This window comes from Bifidobacterium sp. W8112 (assembly GCF_016101425.1).
GTDB lineage: Bacteria > Actinomycetota > Actinomycetes > Actinomycetales > Bifidobacteriaceae > Bombiscardovia > Bombiscardovia apousia.
On record NZ_JACFQN010000002.1, the window covers coordinates 43,746 to 64,500 of the forward strand.

Genomic DNA, 20,755 nt, shown 5'->3' on the forward strand with positions numbered 1-20,755 from the left:
CTGATCGGGGGCGGTACAGCGGCCCAAAGACCCTTTCCCGCCCATGAAAAACGGCGTACCGCAACCTTCCCGGGTGCGCCGTCCTGTGCGTCCTATGCGATCAGCGATAGATCAGTACGCTCTGGAATCGATGACCTTCTTGGCCTCGTCGGCGGTGAAGACCTTCGAATCAATGACGATGTTCTTCTTGACCTTCTTGCCGTCCAGGTAATCCTTGACGGTCTTGGCGGTCGTTTCGCCGAAGAGCGGGTTGTACTCGATCACCAGCGACAGATCGCCGTCGATCAGGGCCTTCAGAGCAGGCTTGGTGCCATCGATGGTGATGATCTTGACCTTGCCCTTAAGACCTGCGGCATCGACAGCCTGTGCAGCGCCCAGGCCCATCTCGTCGTTCTGCGAGAAGATGAACTGGACATTCTGGCTCTTGTACTTGTCCAGCAGTCCGGCGGTGACGGTCTTGGCCTCGTCAGTGGACCAGTTGGCCGACTGGCTCTCCAGAACCTTGATGTTGCCGCCGATCTTGGAATCCCAGCCCTTCTGGCGATCCTTGACCACCGACAGGCCGGCAGGGCCCTCCAGAATCAGGCCATTGGCTCCATCGGGGAAGTTCTTGTTGACGAACTCTGCCGCCTGCTGCCCTGCCCACTCGTTGGAAGGTCCGATGTGGGAGGCGACCAGGCTTTCGTCCTTGGTCTGCACGTTGCGGTCGACCAGGAAGACCGGGATCTCGGCCTCCTTGGCCTTCTTCAGCGACTCATCCCATCCGCTGTCCTCGGTGGAGGACAGGACGATGGCATCAACCTCGTCGTTGACGAACTTGTTGAAGGCCTGGATCTGCTTCTGCTGATCGTTGTTCTGGGTCGGCGAATAGATCATGTTGAATCCGGCGTTCTTGAAGGCCTTCTTCAGATCGTTCTCGTTGGCCGTGCGGAAGCCGCCCTCAGGACCCACAGCAACGAATCCGATGGTCTTCTGCTTGTCGCCGCCCTTGCTGGAGCTGGATCCGGAAGAGCCGCAAGCTCCCATGGCCAAGACCGCAGCCGAGGCCGTGGCGATGGTCAGCGCCTTCTTCAGTACTGTATTCATTGTTCTCCTCCTTGAGTAGTCAGCATCGAAGCCACAGCATTATGATCATCGATGATGACATCCACGATTTTCAGTATCGTTTTTCCTCTTGCCGAGCTCAAGGCGCAGTGATAACAAATCGATAACAGTTCAACCACACCGACAGCCAAGCCGCAGCCGGTCCCACCCATCCCGGTGATTGTCACCTGCCGCTGGTAACCGTATCCACCTGGGAATCAATGATGTACCACATGCCCTCCAGGGCTCCGGAAAGGCAGTGAACGATGCCCGAACGGTCCAGGGCGATCAGGCTCTGCATCTGATTGACCTGCCCTGCAGCCAAGCCTGTGGTTCCGGCCGGCAAATGCTGGATCGTCTCCGGACCAGGGGCGATCTGGGAATGGCCGCCCGCATCCATGTCGCCATCCTTGTAGACCAGGGTGTCGTCGTTGTAGAAGGTCAAGGCCCTGATATCCCGATGTCGGGCGATGACCTGGATCTGGTCGCTCAAGCCCTTCGGCCGCTGATTCTCGCCTCGGACGATACCCAGCATGACCAGGGTGTTCATACCCTGCGAACCGTCATCGAGCACCAGGCATAGACGCTGCCCCTCAGGTGCCACAGTCAGGGCGACCACACGCCGCCCATGCAGCCAGGGCAGGGCGAATTCCAAGGCACCCGGCTTGCCTGCGTCGACCAGGATGGCGGAATCACTCTGCCTGACAGCCCAAACCTCATCGGTGAAACTGCCGGCTATGGCGGTAATGGGTGTGCCGGCAAACAGTTTTCCGCAGGATGAAGCATCGGGTTTCAGACAGGTCACCTGGCCCTGATCAGACAGCAGCGCACCGCCATTGGAGGAAAAGACCAGCCCCCTGGGCTCATGAAAGACGGGAGGCTGACCGACCCTGATCAGGTTCGAGGAGTTGAAACCTACCACCCCGCTGCTGCCCAGACTGTAGATGCGGTTGGAAGTCTGCCCTGAAGCTATGGTCAGGTCGTCATCCGCGTGGGAGTAGTCAATCCCTGACGCATCGACCACCCGCAGATCAAACTCGCCATTGCCGTCGCCCAAGAGCATCCGCATTTGATGGACCAGCATGGCCCTGTTTTCGCTGCTCAGGGAGGCGAAGGAGCTGCTGACCCTGATTTCCATGCGTCCCTTGACCTGCTGCACCGCATCGACTGCCAGGGAGACCTTGGCGGTGTTGAAGTTCGTCACGGAATCCCGCAGCCAGGCCGGAGGTCCCTTCAGCAGTTCCTTCAGGGCCAGGGTCCTCCAGTTTCGCCAGCCGAACCAGCGGTTGTCGGGAACAGGCACACCCTTGGCCAAGGGGAACTGATAGATGACGACCTGACGGTAGACCTGCATGAAATCATCCGAAGAGATCACTATCCCCGCCGGGGCCTTGCTGATCCGCCATTGGCCGCGCACTTTAGCGAGCTCAAACCGTTCGGTCCTGTACCCTGAGCCGCAGTCCTGCTCGGTGACGGAGAATATTCCATGGGCGTCCAAGGAGCCAATGCACTCGGTGGTCAGGTCAAGGGCAGTCCTCTTCCCGCTGCCCTCGTCATCCACTCGGTCATAGACAGGGGAACCCTTATAGATCGAGACGGATGCATTGAAATCCCATCCCGCAAAGGCCCGCTTGGTCATGTAGGACTTGGCGACAGCAAAGCCATCGCTTTGAATGCCGGTAGGCAGAGCCGCCAGGAAGCCCTTGACAATGCTCTCTGGCACGGCTCCGTCCACAGGACCTTCCGGGGAGGAGAAGACGCGATGGGGCTGATTCTCGATGGGACTGAGCTGACGGACCGACCCTGAGGTCGGCAGCCCGAATGGATTGGCGCAGCCTCCTGCGACCAGAGCAGCCACCATGGCCACACACATCCCCAGCATCCGCACAGGGCGAAAGGCTCTTGGCCAGCGTGACGGTCTGAAAATGCTCATGATGCAGCCTCTTCGAAGAAGCCTTCCACGTCCAGACCATGGCCAGGCTGGAATCGGACCGGCGCACTCCCCTGATCCAGTTGCTCGGAGACATCCCTGGGCAGGGTCAGCAGGAACCAGGTCCCCTGCCCAACCTGCGAGCGCACCTGGAGCAGGCCATGCATGAGGTCGGTATTGTCCAAGGCGATCGACAGCCCCAGACCTGTACCGCCCGTCAACCGAGACCGCGAAGGATCGGCCCGCCAGAACCGTTCGAATATATGAGTCAGGTCTTCGGGCGCAATGCCGGTTCCCCAGTCGCGCACACTGAATACCACGGCGTGCTCCGAGACGGCCAGCCGCAGCTGCACCGGCCCGTCCTCGGCGAAATCGATGGCATTGTTGACCAGGTTGCGCAGAATCGAAGTGCAACGGCTGGCATCGACGGTGATCATCACCTTGTGGTCGGGAAGGAGCGCCTTCACGGGAACCCCCTTCGTCCTGGCTATCTGGGCGACCTGCTGGACCACGTTGCGGACCAGATCGCAGGCATCGCACAGGTCTGGATTCAGCGATGTCTGGCCAGCCTCGTACCTGGATATTTCGAGAAGATCCTCAAGCATGCTGGCGAAGCGCGACACCTGCTTGTCCAGCAATTCCACGGTCCTGCGCTTGCTGGGATCCAGGTCGTCCCGAGTCTTGAAGAGCAGGTCCGTAGCCATGCGGATGGTGGTGACCGGGGTCCGCAGCTCATGGCTGACGTCTGATACAAACCTGCGCTGGTAGGCTTCGGCCTCCTCCAGCTGACCGATCTTCTCATTGATGGAATCAGCCATCACGTTGAAGGAACGCTGCAGGGTGCCCAGCTCATCGGTCCGGTCCTCGGTGACCCGGACGTCCGACTCCCCTTGGGCCAATCCCTTGGCGGCACCTGCCACCTTGGTCACCGGACGGATGACTGAGTGAAGGGCCAGGAACACGATGATCCCCATCACAACGCTGGTCACCACGCTGACCGCAAGAAGGGCCATCTGCACGGAGAGCACGGAGCGCTGCTGGTCTGCGAAGGAGTAGATGGCATAGAACTCGATCCCTCCGGTGGTGGCCGGCCTCAGCATTGACCCCATGACGATGCCCGGGACCGGGTACTGACCCTTGTCGGCCGTGTTGATCATCTGCGAGTATGAGTGGCTGCCATTTGAGACGACGGCATTCCTGATTTCCGGGGTGATCAGGTCGCTGTCTCCCGGGGCAGTGGATACAGGGACGAACCTGCGGGCTGTGGAGTCATCTGGCCAGATGAAGACCCCAACCATGTTGGGCGCCCCCTCATTCTGAACGTTGGCTGCCATATTGACCACCAGTTTCTGATAGCTGCCCTCATCACCGGTGATGTCTGCGGAGTCAAGTCCTCCCTGAGCCCTGGTCAGCTCAGCGGCAAAGTCGGCCTGCGCCTGTCGCAGAACCTGGTTCAAGAGGGAGGTCCTGACCGAATACAGGGAGGCTGTCATGAAGACGACGCCGATCAGGAGTGCCGAAACCGTTGCCAGAAGGACCATCCGTATCTGCAGGGAGCTCCTGACTGCTCTGTAGAGCCTGCGCAGGAACATCCCGACTGCGGAAGACACCACCCTGTGCCTCGTGCGACTGCTCATGATCCTGGCTGCTCAGCCGCATACTTGTAACCGATGCCCCGAACCGTCTCGATGATTCTGGGATTTTCAGGATCGTCTTCGATCTTCTGCCTGAGACGCTGCACGTGGACGTTGACCAGACGGGTATCGCCCATATCCTGGTAATCCCAGACCTTCCGCAACAGCTCTCCCCGGCTGAGCACCTCCCCGGGATGCGAGGCCAGCACGTAGAGCAGCTCGAACTCCGTGGGTGTCAGGGAAAGCTGCCTGCCCCGCTTGACCGCAGTGTGCTCCTGGCGGTTGATCTCTATCAGGCCATGGATGGCGGCCGGTGACTCCTGCCCCTCCTGATCAGCCCGGACCGAGACCGGACGCAGACGTGCATGAATCCTGGCCAGGAGTTCATCGGTGCTGAAGGGCTTGACCACATAGTCATCGGCTCCAGCCTCCAGACCCTCGACGATGTTCTTGGTATCGGATTTGGCCGTCAGCATGATGATGGGGACATTGGATCTGGACCTGATCCAGCGGGCGATGCCGATCCCATCCATGCCGGGCAGCATGATGTCCAGCAGCACCAGATCAGGTTCCACCGTAGGGAATATCTCCACTGCCCTGGATCCATCCGTACAGGTCACCGGCCTGTAGGACTTCGTCTGCAGCACTATTGACAACATCTCGCCCAGATCCCTGTCATCGTCGACAATCAGTATCGTGGCCGGCTCTTTCACAAGAAGCCCTCCCTCGTTCTCAGCATGCCATTATGCTCACTTGCTTCTAAGCAGAACGATAGCAGGGTTGGTCGGGGCTGCACCCGCCGACGGATCTTGGCGGGAATTGGCAGAGCTGACCTATTTGATGCGACGGACCCGGCCATGCTCCACCATATAGGCTCGCCGCGCCAGATCGATCATGGGCAGATCGAAGGCCGAATCGGTGTAAAAGGCGTCAATGGCCGTCTTCCGGCCCAGGGTCTGCTGAAAGTGCAGGGGCTTGTCAGGCCCGAAGTTGAGGTAGCCCACGGTCAGGGATTCCAAATCCAGGGTGGAGCCGATGCAGCGGGTGATGCCCAGTCGGCGGCAGGCCTCCCCCGCCACCAGATCAAAGGAGGCGGTCACCACCACGTCATCAGCCTGGGGGGTGTACCAATCCATGATCTTGTGCATGTTGGCATCCCAGAATTGGTTGACCAACCGGTCCATGTCAAAGCCGGGACGCGAGGTCAGGCGACGCAGGTAGCGCGAGCCCACCCGGCGCATGGCCGAGTCCAGTTGCTCGAGTGTGACCCGGCCCAGACGATAGCGGACGGCATAGAAGAGGGCAATCGGCAGGTAGCCAAGCACCCGCGGATCCTTGCGGGCAGTGAACAGGTAGAAGTCAAGCAGGCTCTCGCCATCGTAGATGGTGCCGTCGAAGTCCAGTACCCGCATGCCAGTCCTTTCCAGATCTCAGCGCTAAAAAGCGAACATCTTAGCATACCGTGGAGCAATGACGGTGATAGTCCCCGACTTCCATGGGTCATACTCCCCCAAATGCTGACCTGTACAGCCTCACGAATAGGCAGTCCTTTTTCAGCCGACAAGCACGAAGGAGACCGACAATCCCTAGACGATCGACCGTGACAGGCCTCGATCGGAATCGTCGTCTGGGCAATCGTGGCCTGCCTGATCCATGTCCTGATCGTGGATCATCCCCATGGTGTCGACGGTATTGATATGATGAAAATGCGTTGTTCACATAAGGCCGAGGTTTGGGACTTGTCGAAAATAGGCCTGGAAGGGGAACGGCGCCGAAGGGGTCCATGCGGTCAATCATGTCCGCCGAGCTCTTTGATTTTCCTTACCAGCTAGGGGGCAGCAGCGATGTTGAAGAAGAGCCACTACCACAACCTGAGCAGCTGCATAGCCGGAATCTACCGGCATGCACGCAATGACACCAGCCGGTACATGGGCGACTCCACCTTACGGGGCACTCAAGGTGATCTGATCGTATATCTCTATGATCATCCAGGCCTCAGCCAGCGGCAGATCGCCCGGGATCTGTGCGTAGACCCCAGTTTGCTGGCCAGGGATCTCAAGGCTCTGAAGGCCCAGGGCCTGGTCAGCCGTGAACAGAACCCCGCCGATCACCGCGTCAATATCATCGCCCTGACCAGGTCGGGCGCAGACATCGCGCGCAAACGGATCAGGTCGGTCAACAACTGGTGGACGGACCTGTTCAAGCAGAATCCCGATATCGACCCCGAGACCTTCCAGTCCGAGCTTCGCTGCGTCTACAACCGTCTGCTGGCCAATCAGCTCTGACCCGCTTACCGCAGAATCAGCCCACTGAACGACCCGAGGTCTCCCAACCCATGAGGCCCACGACCAGCATGGAGACCAAGGCCACCAGGCTGATGGTGACGAAGATTGAGGTGCTCCCCCATACGCTGAGCATGGCACCGATCAGCACAGGCATGAGCACATTGCAGAGCTTGGCAACGGCATTGGCGATGCCCACGCAGCGGAAGCGGACCGTGGTCGGGAAGAGCTCGGGCGCATAGACGGCCACCACAGAAGACATGAGCACGTAGAGGCTGGCCATGAGCAGGATGCCCACCAGGATGGCCGTTACCTGGCTGGTCTGTGCAGCGTAGAGCAGCCCAAAGACCGCCGTCAGCAGGAAGGCCGTGACGATGATCCGCTTGCGGCCGATGCGATCCAGCAGCAGGGATCCGATCAGGCAGCCCAGCGGAGCGCCCAGCATCATCAGGGTGCTGATCCACAGGGATCCGCTCAGATTGATGCCCCGCTTGAGCAGGATGGTGGGCACCCAGGAGGTGAAGGCGTAGGAGCAGACATTGGTGGCCGAAACCGCCACAGTGGCCACAATCAGGCCGCGGACAATGCTGCCCGAAGCCTTGGCGGATGCCTCAACGCCCTCATCCTTGCCAGCAAGTGCTGAGCCGCTGGCAGAATCGGAGCTTGCCCCTCCCCGGCCATTGTCGGCCTCCAGAAGCTCGACCACCTGGGTGGCCTCGTCCATTCGCCCGTGCAGGGCCAGCCAGCGAGGGGACTCAGGGATGTCACGCCGCAGATACCAGATCAACGCCGCTGCCAGACCAATGCCCACAAAGAGCGGTCGCCAGGACCAGCGCGGAATGATCCAGGCGCACAGGAGCATGGCCAGGGGCACTCCGGTGTTGGCCACCAGGGAGACGATGGCACTCCAGCGACCGCGATGCCGGATGGGAGCGAATTCGTTGACCATGGAGAAGCCGGTGACGATTTCGGCGCCCAGCCCCAGCCCCGCCCCCAGACGGCAGACCGAGAGGACGGCCATGTTCGGAGCCAGAGCACCCAGCAGGGTAAAGCCGCCGAAGAGCAGCAGATTGATCTGATAGGCGGTCTTGCGCCCCCGCAGGTCTCCGATGAACCCGGCCAGGAGCGAACCCACCAGGAGCCCCAGGAAGCCGGCCGACAGGAAGAGGGAGTTCTGGGCGACCGTGGACCACCCGGTGCTCAAGGCTGAACTGGCTACAGCGCTGCCCACATAGACATCGATGCTGTCCATGAGCATTCCCGCGGCCACCAGGGCCACGATCTTGTAAAAAGTAGCCGATTCACGAGCATTGTCTACTCGCCGGGTAATCTCGCGGACCGCCAAGTCGTGCTCGGCCACGCCGAGACCTTTGGATTGTTCGGATATGTCTGCATTGTCAATGACCGCTGTCGACATCGTCACCCTCGCGCCCGTCCATGAGGCAGGCATGCCCCATGCGTCCATGCCAGACCCGCCGACGGCGACAGGCTCCTTCTGGGAGCATGGCGACCGTCACTATGGAAGGCCTGGACCCTGCGGCGTTTCGGTCATTGTGTGGCTGCTCAACGTCTATTGGGTGCCCAGTATAGGAGTCTGGACGGTCATTGCCCAGACCCGGCGTTTCCCTCCGGTCCGGCGGCCCTGTCCAGGATGGCCCTGATGGCCTCCAGACGGGGACCCAGCTGACGCTCATAGCCCCGGTCATTGGGGTGATAGTAGCGTCGCCCGACCAGTTCGTCCGGCATGTACTGCTGGGGCGCCACTGCATCCGGCGCATCGTGGGCATACTGATAGCCCTCGTGGTTGCCCCAGGCCTTCATCAGTTTGGTGGGAGCGTTGCGCAGATGCAGGGGAACCTGGCCGATATGCCCGGCGTCCACGTCCTCCAGGGCCTGGTTGATGGCCATGTAAGAGGCGTTGGACTTGGGCGCAGTGGCCACGGCGATGACTGCCTCGGCCAGGATCAACCTGGCCTCTGGCATGCCCACCATGGCCACGGCCTGGGCAGCCGCGACCGTGATCTCCAGCACCTCCGGAGAGGCCATGCCCACCTCCTCGGCGGAGGCGATCATGATCCGTCGGGCGATGAAACGCGGGTCCTCGCCAGCCCGGATCATCCGAGCCAGATAGTGCAGGGCCGCATCCACGTCGGACCCCCGCATGGACTTGATGAAGGCCGAGGCCACGTCATAGTGGTCGTCGCCCTTCTTGTCATAGCGGACCGCGGCCACATCCATGACCGAGGAGACCACCTTGGCATTGATCAGGGGCCGACGCGCCCCCTTGGCACGAGGTCCATCCTCGGTGACGGCCCCGGCCGCAGCCTCCAGAATGGTCAGGGCCCGGCGGGCGTCACCCCCCGAAAAACGCACGATCTGGTCCAAAGCCGCCGGATCCAGCCGCACCTGGTCCTTGAGCCCCCGCTGGTCCTTGACGGCCCTGCGGACCAGTTTGGCCAGGTCCTGGTCGTCCAGGGCCTCCAGCTTGACCACCACCGAGCGCGAAAGCAGGGGCGCAATGACCGAAAAGCTGGGATTCTCCGTAGTGGCTGCGATGAAAGTCACATCCCGGTTCTCCACGCTGGGCAGCAGGGCATCCTGCTGGGACTTGGAAAAGCGGTGGACCTCATCGATGAAGAGGACCGTCTCCTGCCCCTGGCTGACCAGCCGCTCCCGGGCCTGGGCGAGGACCTGCCGGACCTCCTTGACCCCCGAGGTGACGGCCGAAAGCTCCTCGAAATGCCGCCCTGACTGTCGGGCGACGATGTAGGCCAGGGTGGTCTTGCCCACCCCGGGAGGTCCGAAAAGAATGACCGAACTGGGAGCCGTCAGGCGGTTGTTCGGATCCGACCGAGCCAGCCGCTCCAAGGGGGTTCCAGGAGCCGTGACCTTGTCCTGGCCGACCACCTCGTCCAGGCTCCTGGGCCGCATCCTGACCGCCAGAGGCAGAGTGTGCTCCTCGGGGGGATCCGCCGCCTGGAAGAGATCATCAACCATCTGCAATACCTCATTCCTCGGGGCCCTATGGCTCCCCGCCTTCACCAGCATAGGCCTGCGCCTGCCACAAACAGCAAGACGAACGCGCTAGACTGGAAACCTATATGACCGTATCGCCCAGCGCGTAGTTGGGTCCCGGAAACCCGGTGTGTGTACAGTTTACTGGTCATCCGCCTGAACATCTTCAGGTAGGCCCATGAAAAACCGGGACCGGCACAGTAGGAGCAATAAGGAGAATCGCCAGTGATCGCCAAGCATGTTCGCCAGGGATGGACATCCGGTCCAGGCAGGTGGGCCATGGGCCTGCTTGCCCTGGTCCTGGGGCTCTCAGCCCTGATTGTCGCCCCCCTGGCCACGCCGGCGCAGGCGGCCCAGGACTCACCCGCCGCGCAGGCGGTCCACGGACGCACCTTCCGCGTCGCCACCGACACCACCTTTGCCCCCTTCGAATTCCGCGACTCCTCCGGCAAGCTGGTCGGCATCGACATGGATCTGATCCGCAAGATCGCCGACATCGAGGGGTTCTCGGTGCAGATCCAGTCCCTGGGCTTCAACGCCGCCCTCCAGGCCTTGAACTCCCAGCAGGCCGATGTGGTCATAGCCGGCATGACCATCACCGACCAGCGCAAGCAGGTCTACGACTTCACCGACCCCTATTTCGACTCCGGCGTGCAGATGGCCATTGCCAAGGACAACGACCAGATCCACAGCTACAAGGATCTGCGAGGCACCGTGGTGGCCGTCAAAACCGGCAGCGAGGGCGAGGCTTTCGCCAAGCAGCGGGCGGCCCAGTACGGTTTCACGGTCAAGGCGGTGGACCAGTCCTCCACCATGTACGAGATGGTCAAGTCCGGCAATGCCCAGGCGGTCATTGACGACTACCCGGTCCTGGCCTACGGCATCGCCCAGGGCAACGGGCTGAAGACCGTGACCAAGAAGGAGCCTGGTGCCTCCTACGGGGCGGCCGTCCGCAAGGGCGAGAACAAGGAGTTCGTGGCCGCCTTCAACGAGGGCCTGGCCAAGATGAAGGCCGACGGCAGCTATAAACAGCTGGTCGATTCCTATGTGGGCAGCGGCCAGTCCAGCAAGAGCGCCCCCGCCTCCAGGCCAGGATTCTTCGAGCTGGTCCGCCAGGCCTTCCCCTCCCTGATGCTGGGCCTGCGCAACACCCTGGCCATCACGGCCATATCCTTCGTCATCGCCCTGGCCATCGGCATCATCCTGGGACTGTGGCGGATCAGCCCCAATCGGATACTGTCCTGGATCGCCCGGATCTACGTGGCGGTCTTCAGGGGCACACCCGTCCTGGTCTGGGCCTTCTTCTTCTACCTGGGCGTCCCCCAGCTGATCGGTCACCGCATCAGCATCTGGCTGGCCGGCGCACTGACCCTGTCCCTGAACTCCGGAGCCTACCTGGTGGAGATCGTGCGCGGGGCCATCGAGTCGGTGGATGTCGGGCAGATGGAGGGAGCCCGCAGCCTGGGCCTGACACGTCGCATGGCCCTGCGCCGGGTCATCCTGCCCCAGGCCGTCAGATTCGCCACGCCCTCCATCATCAACCAGCTGGTCATCATGCTCAAGGACTCCTCCCTGCTGCTGGCCATCGGCTTCGGCGAACTGCTCTACCAGGCCCAGCAGATCTACGCGGCCAACTTCCGCGTGACCGAGACCCTGTTCATGGTGGGCGTCATCTACTTCGTCGCCATCAGCGCCCTGACCTGGATGGCCAATATGCTCGATAGGAGGCTGCATCGATGAACTTCGAGGACCCGGACATGGACACCGGACGACTGACCCGTCGCATCCGCCAGAACCAAAGTCGCCTCAACCAGGGAACTTCCCAGGCGGCCGTATCCATCCGCGACCTGCATAAGCGCTACGGCGACACCGAGGTCCTCAAGGGGATCGACATGGAGGTCAAGCCGGGCGAGGTCATCTCCATCATCGGTCCCTCGGGCGCGGGCAAGTCCACCCTGCTGCGCTGCATCAACGCCCTGGAGATGCCGACCTCGGGCACCATCAGCGTCTATGGAATCGACATTTCCGATCCCAAGACCAACATCGACAAGCTGCGCGAGCACGTGGGCATGGTCTTCCAGCACTTCAACCTCTTCCCCAACATGAGCGTGGCCGACAACATCACGCTGGCCCCCCACATGCTGCACAAGACGCCCAAGGAGGATGCCCGGCAGCAGGCCCTGGACCTGCTGGAGACCGTAGGGCTTCAGGAGAAGGCGGACGCGCGGCCCACGGATCTGTCAGGCGGGCAGCAGCAGCGTGTGGCCATCGCCCGCGCCCTGGCCATGCACCCGGACATCATGCTCTTCGACGAGGCCACCTCGGCCCTGGATCCGGAGATGGTGGGCGACGTGCTTGAAGTCATCCGCTCCCTGGCAGAGGGCGGCATGACCATGATTCTGGTCACCCACGAGATGGCCTTTGCACGGGAGGTCTCCTCCAGGGTGATCTTCACCGATGCCGGGATCATCGAGGAGGAGGGCACGCCAGAACAGATCTTCGGCCACCCGCAGAGCCCTCGGCTGCAGTCCTTCCTCTCCAAGGTCCTGTAACGCCTCGGGGCTAGAGGTCCATCAGCTCCTCGATGGGACCCACCCGGTACTCCTTGAAGACCACCTGGCCGCTCTCCTGGGTGGCATCCAGATCCACGATGCCTGCGATGCCCCAGTCGCGCTCCCCCTCGACGTCGTCGAAGATCTGTTGGACCCGCCAGGTGTGCCCCTGGTACTCGTCACGGTCATCCAGGCTGAAGAAGTCCGAGGACCTGGCCTGGGCATCGGTCAGGATCCGCTCATGGTCCTCGTAAAGGTCGTCCAGTGCATCGCTCCAGGCCCGCAGGCCATAGCCCCAGTCCGCATCAAGATCGGCCAGGACCTCCGGCCGGTCGGCGGCAACCAGCTCCACCCGCTGGAACATGGCGTTGCGCACCAGCAGGGTCAGTCCCCGCCGGTCCGCCACCACCTGGTTCTCCACCTTGGGCGGAGCGGCATCCAGGCCGCTTGCGACCTCGCCATGTTCAGCCCTGCCCGCGGCCTCCCACTCATCCACCAGGCTGGAATCCACCGAGCGCACTATAAGTCCCAGCCAGGCCAGGATGTCCTCCAGCCGCTCATCCATGAACTCTTCGGGAACCGTCCTGCTGAGCGCCCGATAGGCATCGGACAGATAGCGCAGCAGGGTCCCCTCCGATCGGGATATTCCGTAGCGGGCGATGTAGCCGTTGAAGTCCGAGGCCGTCTCGATCATGTCCCGCAGAACGGACTTGGGGTGGATCTCATAGTCGTTGGCCCAGGGAACGTCCCGACGGTAGCGGTCGAAGGCCTCCCCCAGCAGCTCCTCCAGGGGCTTGGGCCAGGTCACCTCCTGCAGGCGTTCCATCCGTTCCTCGTACTCCAGGCCATCCTCCTTCATCTGCTGGATGGCCGCGTCGCGGGCCTGCCGCTGCTGGGCCTTGAGTATCTGCCGGGGATCCTCCAGGGTGGCCTCGACCATGGAGAGCAGATTCATGTCGTAGTCAGGGTCCTCGGGATCCAGCAGCTCCAGGGCGGCCAGCAGGAAGGGCGAGAGGGGCTGGTCCAGGGCGAAGTCCTCGGGCAGGTCCACGGTCGTGAAGTAGTCCAGGCCGCCGTCGGGGTTTCGTTCGGTCTCGATGACCCCGGTGTCGGTCAGGGTCTGGAAGATCTCGTCGGCCCGGTCCTGGAGATGCTCCTTCTGCTGCGGGGTCTGACAGGAGTCCTCGATCAGGTCCTCGACCCGTCTCCTGGCATCACCGCCCTGGTCGACCTCGTTGAGCACCATGGCATGGGAGATCTTCAGGTGCGGCGTCAGGGTCTCGGGACGGGCCTCGATCAGCTTGTCGAAGGTTCCCTTGCCCCAGGTGACAAACCCCTCCTGGGGCTTCTTGCGTTTGATCCGCTTGAGCTTCTTGGGGTCGTTGCCCGCCTTGGCCACGGCCCTGGCGTTCTCTATCTCGTATTCGGGGGCCTCGGCCACGACCAGCCCGCTGGTATCGAAGCCCATGCGCCCGGCCCTGCCAGCAATCTGGTGGAATTCCCGAGCCCTCAGGCGACGCATCCTGTAGCCGTCGAACTTGGTCAGCCCGGTCAGCAGGACCGTGTGGATGGGCACATTGATGCCGACCCCCAGGGTGTCCGTGCCACAGATGACCGGCAGAAGGCCATCCTGGGCCAGCTGCTCCACCAGACGCCGATACCGGGGCAGCATGCCCGCATGGTGGACCCCGACCCCGGTGCGCAACAAGCGCTGCAGAATCCTACCGAAGGCCGTGGTGAAGCGGGTGCCGGCCATGGCCTCCTTGATCCGGTCCCGCTGTCCCCGGTCGGAGACCCCCGTGCTGGACAGGGCCTGGGCCGTCTCCAGGGCGGCATCCTGGGAGAAGTGAACAATGTAGACCGGCGAATCCCCATCGGCCAGCAAGGACTCCACAGTGTTGGGCAATGGGGTGTCCACATACCGGTAGTCCAGAGGCACCGGTCGTGGGGCATCGGCGACGATGTCCACACCCACCCCGGTTTTGCGCTCCAGGTCCACGGCGATCTGATCCACGTCGCCCAGGGTGGCCGACATGAGCAGGAACTGCACATCGGGCAGGGTCAGCAGGGGCACCTGCCAGGCCCAGCCTCGGTCCGGGTCCCCGTAATAGTGGAACTCATCCATGGCCACGCAGCCGATATCGGCATGGCGACCCTCCCTGAGCGCCTGGTTGGCCAGGATCTCGGCAGTGCAGCAGATGACCGGGGCATCCGTGTTGATATGGGTGTCGCCGGTGATCATGCCTACCCGGTCGCGGCCCAGAACCGAGACCAGGTCGAAGAACTTCTCGGAGACCAAGGCCTTGATGGGGGCCGTGTAATAGGAGCGCCGCCCTGTGCACAGGGCGATGAAATGCATGGCCAGGGCCACCATGGACTTTCCCGAGCCGGTCGGGGTCGACAGAATCACATGGTCGCCAGAAACCAGGGAGAGGACGGCCTCCTCCTGGTGCGGCCAGGGGGTGATGCCCCGGGAAGCCACCCAGGAGAAGAAGCGGTCGTAGATCTGATCCTCGGTCAGGTTGCGGGGGCCTCCCGCCTCGGGGACCAGGTCGCCCAGGGAGGGAGGCTGGTCGGTTGGGGCGGTTGAGGAATCAGCATGTTCTTGGACCATGTCCACCAGTCTATCCGGCAAGGCACACAAGTCCGGCCGGAGGCCGGCTCCGTCCAGGCAACAAAGCGGCCGGGAGCTCTTCGTCAGCTCCTGTTCCTGCTGTCTTTGTCGCTACCGCCTTTCCCGTCCTTCCCGGTCTTGTCTTCGGCTTTCTGCTCGCCACCGGAGCGGTTGCCGCGTCCGGGCTTGAGGAAGTCCGGAATCTCCAGGCTCGCCTTGTGCGGATCGACCAGCGTGTCGGGCTGGGTCCGGTCATAGCCCTGGATGTAGCGGGTCTTCCTCCAGTGCTGGATGGAGGCGTTCGATCCACGGTGATGGGCGTGGTACTGCAGCGGGGCGCCGCCGTACCGGTCCTCGTCAACCTCCTTGGCCACGGCTATCTGGTTGACGTTGGAGGGATCCATGATGGCCACCGGCGCCGCCGGCTCCACAAAGTCGGCTGGGGCGGCAGTGCGCTCCTGCATCTTCGTGGGCAGCCAGCGGGCGAAGTGGGACAGCAGGAAGCAGACGAAGAAGTAGACCACCGAGGCCACCACCAGGGTCTGCAGGATGTTGAAGTACATGGAACCCAGACGACGGGATTCCTGCAGCAGATCCGTGTACATGATGATGGAACCCAGTGCCGTATCCTTGAGGACCACGACCAGCTGGGTCACAGCCGCGGGCAGCATGGCGTAGACGGCCTGGGGAACCTCGATCTGCATCAGCGACTGGGTCCTGGTCAGCCCCAGAGCCAGGGAGGCCTCGCGCTGGCCGTTGGGCAGGTTGCCCACGCCCGAACGGATCAGCTCAGCCACCACGGAGCCGTTGTAGAGAATCAGGCCCAACACGACGGCCCAGTAGGAGGCCTGGCTGATTCCGGCAAAGGCAAACCAGCGCCAGAAGAAGATCATCATCATCAACACCGGAACGGCCCGGCAGAACTCCACTATGATGCCTGAGACTGCCCTGACCAACCCGTTGGGCAGCAGACGGCCGATGCCGAAGATGAACCCGAAGATGACCGAGCCGATCACTGCAACGACCGAGGCCTTGATGGTCAGCCAGAGCCCGGGCAGGTAGAAGTCCGACCAGGCTTCATAGTCCAGGGCCGGGCGCCAGAGCTCCCAGCTCAACTGGTTCTCCCCGTCCGGGGGGTTGTGCAGCCGCATCAGCACCAGGATGACCACTACGGCAAAGATGATGGCGGCTATCCAGTTGGCGATTCGTATGGTGCGCCGGCCCTTGGGACCGGGCTGATCGAAGAGCAGCGAGCTCTCATTGTCCTGTGCCATGGCCGCTCACCTCCTCACTGCCAGCTTGTTGGACAGGTACGTGGTCAAAGCCCCGATGGGCAGAACCAGAATCACGTATCCCAAGGCGAAAATCAGGAAGATGGCCACGATGGCGTTGGCGTGGAACTCGATCATCTCACTCATCAGGGAGGAGCTCTCGGAGGCCACGGAGGCCGCTGCGGCAACGGTTGAGTTCTTCAACAGGGCGATGAAGGTGTTGCCCAGGGGCGCCACCGAACCGCGGAAGGCCTGGGGCAGAATGATCTGTGAGGCCGACTGGAAGAAGCTCAGCCCCAGGGCACGGGCCGCCTCGGCCTGGCCCAGAGGCACCGTGTTGATGCCCGAGCGCAGGGACTCGCAGACAAAGGCCGCCGTGTACAGGGACAGGCCCGTCACCGCCAGCCAGAAGAAGTTGACGGAGAATTCCGGCGAGAAGCTGATCTTGAGCTGGGCGAAGGCCCCCAGGACCATGAAGACCATGATGATGGTCAACGGCATGTTCTGGAAGAACTCCACGTACCCCCGACCGACGGCCCGCAGGGAGGAGATGGGCGAGATGCGCATGATGACCAGGATGATGCCCAGGATCAGCGAGAAGAGGGCCGACCAGAGGGTCAACTGGATGTTGACCCAGAAAGCTGCCGGGATGTCGTAGTCGGAAAACAGTTCGATGATGGTTGACATCTCACTCCCCTTCCGTGGGCTTGGGCGGATTGAACCGCGGGTCGGGTTTGTAGTGGGTGCCCCGGGTGTTGTTTTCCAGCGCCCGCTGCCAGGAGCCGTTGGCCTCCATGTCGGCCAGGGCCGCGTTGATCTTGTGGGCCAGCTGGGTATTGCCCTTCTTGATGCCCACGCCGTAGTACTCCTGGGTGAAGGGCTTGCCCACCAGCCGCAGCCTTCCCCGGGAGGCGGAGGCCAGCCCGGCCAGGATGATGTCGTCAGTGGTGACCGCATCGACGATGCCGGAGAAGAGGGCTGTGGCGCATTCGGCGTAGCCGGGCTGCTCCATCAGCTGGACCTCCTTGGCAAACTTTTTCTTGACGGTGACGGCCGAGGTGGATCCGGTCACTGAGCACAGCCGCTTGCCGTTGAGGTCCTCGGGGCCGCGGATATGGTGGTCCTCCTTGCGCACCAGCAGGTCCTGGCCGGCCACGATGTAGGGCCCAGCGAAGGAGACCGCCCGCTTGCGCTCGTCCGTTATGGAGTAGGATGCCAGGATCATGTCCACGTCGCCGTTCTGGAGCATGGCCTCCCGCTGCTTGGAGGGGGCCTCCTTCCAGACGATGTCGTCGGCGCTGTAGCCCAGCTTGTCGGCGATGTAGGTGGCCACGTCCACGTCGAAGCCCACATAGGTCCCGGCCTTCTTGAAGCCCAGACCGGGCTGGTCGAACTTGATGCCTACCCGGATCTTGCCTGCCTCCTTGTCGGAGCCGCAGGCCGCCAGGGAGACCAGGCAACCCAGAGCGCACAGGATCGCGGTCAGATTCCTGGCCAGCCGTTTCAGCGGCCGGCCCATGCCATGCATGCTTGCATTCATGCGGATACGCTTCCCTCCTGCTTCAGTGGGTCAGAATTTTGGACAGGAAGTCAGCGGCCCGCTGGGTCTTGGGATGGTCGAAGAAATCGTCGGGATCGTCCTTTTCCAGGATCCGCCCATCGGCCATGAAAACGATATGGTCGGCCGCCTGACGGGCAAAGCCCATCTCATGGGTCACGCAGATCATGGTCATGCCCTCCTTGGCCAGCTGGATCATGACATCCAGCACCTCGTTGACCATCTCAGGATCCAGCGCTGATGTGGGCTCGTCGAAGAGCATGATCTTGGGCTGCATGGCCAGGGCGCGGGCGATGGCCACACGCTGCTGCTGCCCGCCGGAGAGCTGGGAGGGCATCTTGGAGGCTTGGGATTCCACGCCCACCCGGGCCAAGAGGTCCATGGCCAGGTCCTCGGCATCCTTCTTGGGCATGTGGCGCACCTTGATGGGCGCCAGGGTCATGTTCTCCAGGATGGTCTTGTTGGCGAACAAATTGAAGGACTGGAAGACCATGCCCACCTCGGCCCTGAGCCGAGCCAGGTCGCGTCCCTCCTGGGGCAGGGGCTCCCCCTCGATCCTGATGACGCCGGAGTCGATGGACTCCAGACGGTTGATGGTCCGACACATGGTGGACTTGCCGGAGCCTGAGGGTCCGACCACCACCAGCACCTCGCCGGTGTCGACCTGCAGGTTGATGTCCTTGAGGACGTGCAGGCTGCCAAAATGCTTCTCGACGTGGGCCAGCTCGACCAGCGGCCCGGACTTGTCCTTGACGGGGCGATCCGAGGCGGGTTTCTCCGGCAGAATCCGCTCCGACGGCTGTTTGGTTGTTTCGCTCATATTGGGCAGTTTACTCATCCTTTGTTGCAGAACGGCCATAGAAACGGTTCTCATGAAAAGCTGAGCCTTGGCCAAGCGCGACCGATTGACCCGATAATGCATAGAAGGGCAGAAACAATAAGGGCCGGTCTCCCGCAGGATTCCAGCCCTTTACGACTCTCGTCGATCAGCGGCGGGATGCGCTCAATCGGCATCCTCCTGGTCTGGCTCCCAGTCTACGCCGGTCTCGGCGCGTTGCTGGTCGGAGATGGGCGCCGGAGCCCCGGTCATGGGATCCTGGCCGCCGCCGGACTTGGGGAAGGCGATGACATCGCGGATGGAGTCGGCTCCCGTCAGGATCTGTGCGGTCCGGTCCCAGCCGAAGGCGATGCCCGCGTGGGGCGGAGCGCCGTACTTGAAGGCATCCAGCAGGAAGCCGAACTTCTCCTGGGCCTCCTCGGGGCCGATGCCCAGCACCTTGAAGACCCGGTCCTGGATGTCGTCGCGGTGGATACGCACCGAGCCGCCGCCCATCTCCTCGCCGTTGCAGACGATGTCGTAGGAGTCGCTCATGGCATGCTCGGGATCCTTGTCGAAGCGGTCGATCCAGTCGGCCGAGGGCATGGTGAATGGGTGGTGCATGGAGGTCCACTTGGAATGACCCACAGCCACATCGTCGTCATCCGGGTCGTCGGTGGGCTTGAAGAGCGGGAAGTCCACCACCCAGGTCAGGGCGAATTCGTCGGGCTTGAGCAGCCCCTGGCGGCGGGCGATCTCCACGCGGGCCGCACCCAGCAGGGTCTGCGAAGCCTCACGGGGACCGGCTGCGAAGAAGACGGCATCGCCATCCGAGGCACCCACGGCCTCCTTGAGGCCTTGGCGCTCGGCATCAGACAGGTTCTTGGCCACAGGGCCCTTGAGGGTGCCGTCGCCGGTGAACTGGACGTAGGCCAGACCCTTGGCACCCCGCTGGCGGGCCCATTCCTGCCAGGCATCGAACTGCCTGCGGGGCAGGTTGGCCGCACCCTGGTAGACCACGGCGCCCACGTAGGGAGCCTGGAAGACGCGGAAGGGGGTGTCCTTGAAGTACTCGGTCAGCTCGACGATGGGGTTGCCGAAGCGCAGGTCTGGCTTGTCTGAGCCATACTTGTCCATGGCCTCCTGCCAGCTGATCCTGGGGATGGGCAGGGCGACCTCGAATCCTGCAGCCTTCCAGACCTCGGCGATGACCTGTTCGGCCATGGCCATGACGTCCTCCTGGGAGGCGAAGCTCATCTCGATGTCCAGCTGGGTGAACTCGGGCTGCCTGTCGGCACGGAAGTCCTCGTCCCGGTAGCAGCGGGCGATCTGGTAGTAGCGCTCGAAGCCGCCCACCATCAGCAGCTGCTTGAGCAGCTGGGGGGACTGCGGCAGGGCATACCAGGATCCGGGCACCAGACGGGCCGGCACCAGGAAGTCACGGGCACCCTCGGGGGTGGACTTGATCAGGGTCGGCGTCTCGATCTCGCAGAAGTCCATCCTGTCCAAGGCGGCACGGGCGGCACGGTTCATGGCGGCCCTCAGGCGGATGTTGCGCTGCATGGAGGGGCGGCGCAGGTCCAGATAACGGTAGCGCAGCCGCACATCCTCGCCGGGCAGCTTGTTCTCGGCCTCGTTCTCCAGGGCGGTGGACACCTGGAAGGGCAGGGCGGCCGACTTGGCCAAAACCTCGATCTTGTCGGCCACGATCTCGATGTGCCCGGTGGACAGATGCTCGTTGTCATTGCCCTCGGGGCGTTCGCGGACCTTGCCGGTGACCTGGATCACGTACTCGCTGCGCAGGGGGCGGGCCTCTTCCTCGTCGTAGATGACGATCTGCACCAGACCGGAGCGGTCACGCAGATCGATGAAGGCCACGCCTCCGTGATCCCGGCGACGATCCACCCATCCGGCCACCGTCACCTGGCGACCGACCATATCCTGCGTGACATCCGTGGCGTAGCTGGTTCTGTAAGCCGACTGGCCCATGCTTTCCTGT

16 protein-coding genes are annotated in these 20,755 nt (G+C 62.7%); 3 read left to right on the forward strand and 13 right to left on the reverse strand.

Annotation, left to right across the window (positions count from 1 at the left end; genetic code table 11):
- Positions 1 to 111: 111 nt before the first annotated feature.
- The 5 genes from H3T92_RS04640 to H3T92_RS04660 all read right to left on the reverse strand — a co-directional run bounded on the left by H3T92_RS04640 (position 112) and on the right by H3T92_RS04660 (position 6,059).
- Complete coding sequence (locus H3T92_RS04640; protein ID WP_045924190.1) at positions 112 to 1,086, reverse strand: ABC transporter substrate-binding protein; 975 nt, start codon at positions 1,084 to 1,086, stop codon at positions 112 to 114.
- 181 nt (positions 1,087 to 1,267) lie between these two features.
- A complete protein-coding gene (locus tag H3T92_RS04645) occupies positions 1,268 to 3,016 on the reverse strand; it encodes an LpqB family beta-propeller domain-containing protein (protein WP_198189446.1) in 1,749 nt (582 codons plus the stop codon).
- Positions 3,013 to 4,650 (reverse strand): MtrAB system histidine kinase MtrB, encoded by a 1,638-nt coding sequence (gene mtrB / locus H3T92_RS04650; RefSeq protein WP_144086016.1) that lies wholly within the window; start codon positions 4,648 to 4,650, stop codon positions 3,013 to 3,015. Before mtrB ends, H3T92_RS04645 begins: the two co-directional genes overlap by 4 nt.
- The gene (gene mtrA, locus H3T92_RS04655) at positions 4,647 to 5,360 is read right to left on the reverse strand and encodes an MtrAB system response regulator MtrA (protein ID WP_260804502.1); all 714 of its coding nucleotides are present in this window, start codon (positions 5,358 to 5,360) and stop codon (positions 4,647 to 4,649) included. The genes mtrB and mtrA overlap by 4 nt, the downstream gene beginning before the upstream one ends.
- Before the next feature lie 120 nt (positions 5,361 to 5,480).
- Positions 5,481 to 6,059 carry a haloacid dehalogenase-like hydrolase gene (locus tag H3T92_RS04660; protein ID WP_144086015.1) on the reverse strand — a complete coding sequence of 193 codons (579 nt, stop codon included), beginning with the start codon at positions 6,057 to 6,059 and terminating at the stop codon, positions 5,481 to 5,483.
- Positions 6,060 to 6,491: 432 nt separating this feature from the next.
- On the opposite strand from H3T92_RS04660, the gene H3T92_RS04665 reads away from it, so the two are divergent.
- Positions 6,492 to 6,932, forward strand: a complete 441-nt coding sequence (locus H3T92_RS04665) for a MarR family winged helix-turn-helix transcriptional regulator (protein WP_144086014.1) — start codon at positions 6,492 to 6,494, stop codon at positions 6,930 to 6,932.
- Between the two features lie 16 nt (positions 6,933 to 6,948).
- Here H3T92_RS04665 and H3T92_RS04670 read toward each other — a convergent pair whose 3' ends face one another.
- Both H3T92_RS04670 and H3T92_RS04675 read right to left on the reverse strand, forming a co-directional pair.
- Complete coding sequence (locus H3T92_RS04670; RefSeq protein WP_144086054.1) at positions 6,949 to 8,346, reverse strand: MFS transporter; 1,398 nt, start codon at positions 8,344 to 8,346, stop codon at positions 6,949 to 6,951.
- A gap of 185 nt (positions 8,347 to 8,531) precedes the next feature.
- On the reverse strand, positions 8,532 to 9,926 hold the full coding sequence (locus H3T92_RS04675) for a replication-associated recombination protein A (RefSeq protein WP_101432223.1): 1,395 nt from the start codon (positions 9,924 to 9,926) through the stop codon (positions 8,532 to 8,534).
- A 243-nt stretch (positions 9,927 to 10,169) separates the two neighbouring features.
- Between H3T92_RS04675 and H3T92_RS04680 the strand changes: the two genes are divergently transcribed.
- Together H3T92_RS04680 and H3T92_RS04685 are read left to right on the forward strand one after the other, a co-directional pair.
- Positions 10,170 to 11,684, forward strand: coding sequence for an amino acid ABC transporter substrate-binding protein/permease (locus tag H3T92_RS04680; protein ID WP_260804499.1), 1,515 nt, complete (start codon positions 10,170 to 10,172; stop codon positions 11,682 to 11,684).
- The gene (locus H3T92_RS04685; protein WP_101432222.1) at positions 11,681 to 12,496 is read left to right on the forward strand and encodes an amino acid ABC transporter ATP-binding protein; all 816 of its coding nucleotides are present in this window, start codon (positions 11,681 to 11,683) and stop codon (positions 12,494 to 12,496) included. The genes H3T92_RS04680 and H3T92_RS04685 overlap by 4 nt, the downstream gene beginning before the upstream one ends.
- 10 nt (positions 12,497 to 12,506) lie before the next feature.
- Here H3T92_RS04685 and H3T92_RS04690 read toward each other — a convergent pair whose 3' ends face one another.
- The 6 genes from H3T92_RS04690 to aspS all read right to left on the reverse strand — a co-directional run bounded on the left by H3T92_RS04690 (position 12,507) and on the right by aspS (position 20,745).
- Entirely contained in the window at positions 12,507 to 15,110 is a 2,604-nt protein-coding gene (locus H3T92_RS04690) for a DEAD/DEAH box helicase (protein ID WP_232342001.1), read from the reverse strand.
- A gap of 83 nt (positions 15,111 to 15,193) precedes the next feature.
- Positions 15,194 to 16,384 carry an amino acid ABC transporter permease gene (locus tag H3T92_RS04695; protein WP_198189447.1) on the reverse strand — a complete coding sequence of 397 codons (1,191 nt, stop codon included), beginning with the start codon at positions 16,382 to 16,384 and terminating at the stop codon, positions 15,194 to 15,196.
- A 6-nt stretch (positions 16,385 to 16,390) separates the two neighbouring features.
- Positions 16,391 to 17,068, reverse strand: coding sequence for an amino acid ABC transporter permease (locus tag H3T92_RS04700; RefSeq protein WP_024627819.1), 678 nt, complete (start codon positions 17,066 to 17,068; stop codon positions 16,391 to 16,393).
- A gap of 1 nt (position 17,069) precedes the next feature.
- Entirely contained in the window at positions 17,070 to 17,900 is an 831-nt protein-coding gene (locus H3T92_RS04705) for a glutamate ABC transporter substrate-binding protein (protein ID WP_186279459.1), read from the reverse strand.
- A 43-nt stretch (positions 17,901 to 17,943) separates the two neighbouring features.
- Positions 17,944 to 18,759, reverse strand: coding sequence for an amino acid ABC transporter ATP-binding protein (locus H3T92_RS04710; RefSeq protein ID WP_269748547.1), 816 nt, complete (start codon positions 18,757 to 18,759; stop codon positions 17,944 to 17,946).
- A gap of 183 nt (positions 18,760 to 18,942) precedes the next feature.
- Entirely contained in the window at positions 18,943 to 20,745 is a 1,803-nt protein-coding gene (gene aspS, locus H3T92_RS04715; RefSeq protein WP_144086050.1) for an aspartate--tRNA ligase, read from the reverse strand.
- Positions 20,746 to 20,755: the final 10 nt, after the last annotated feature.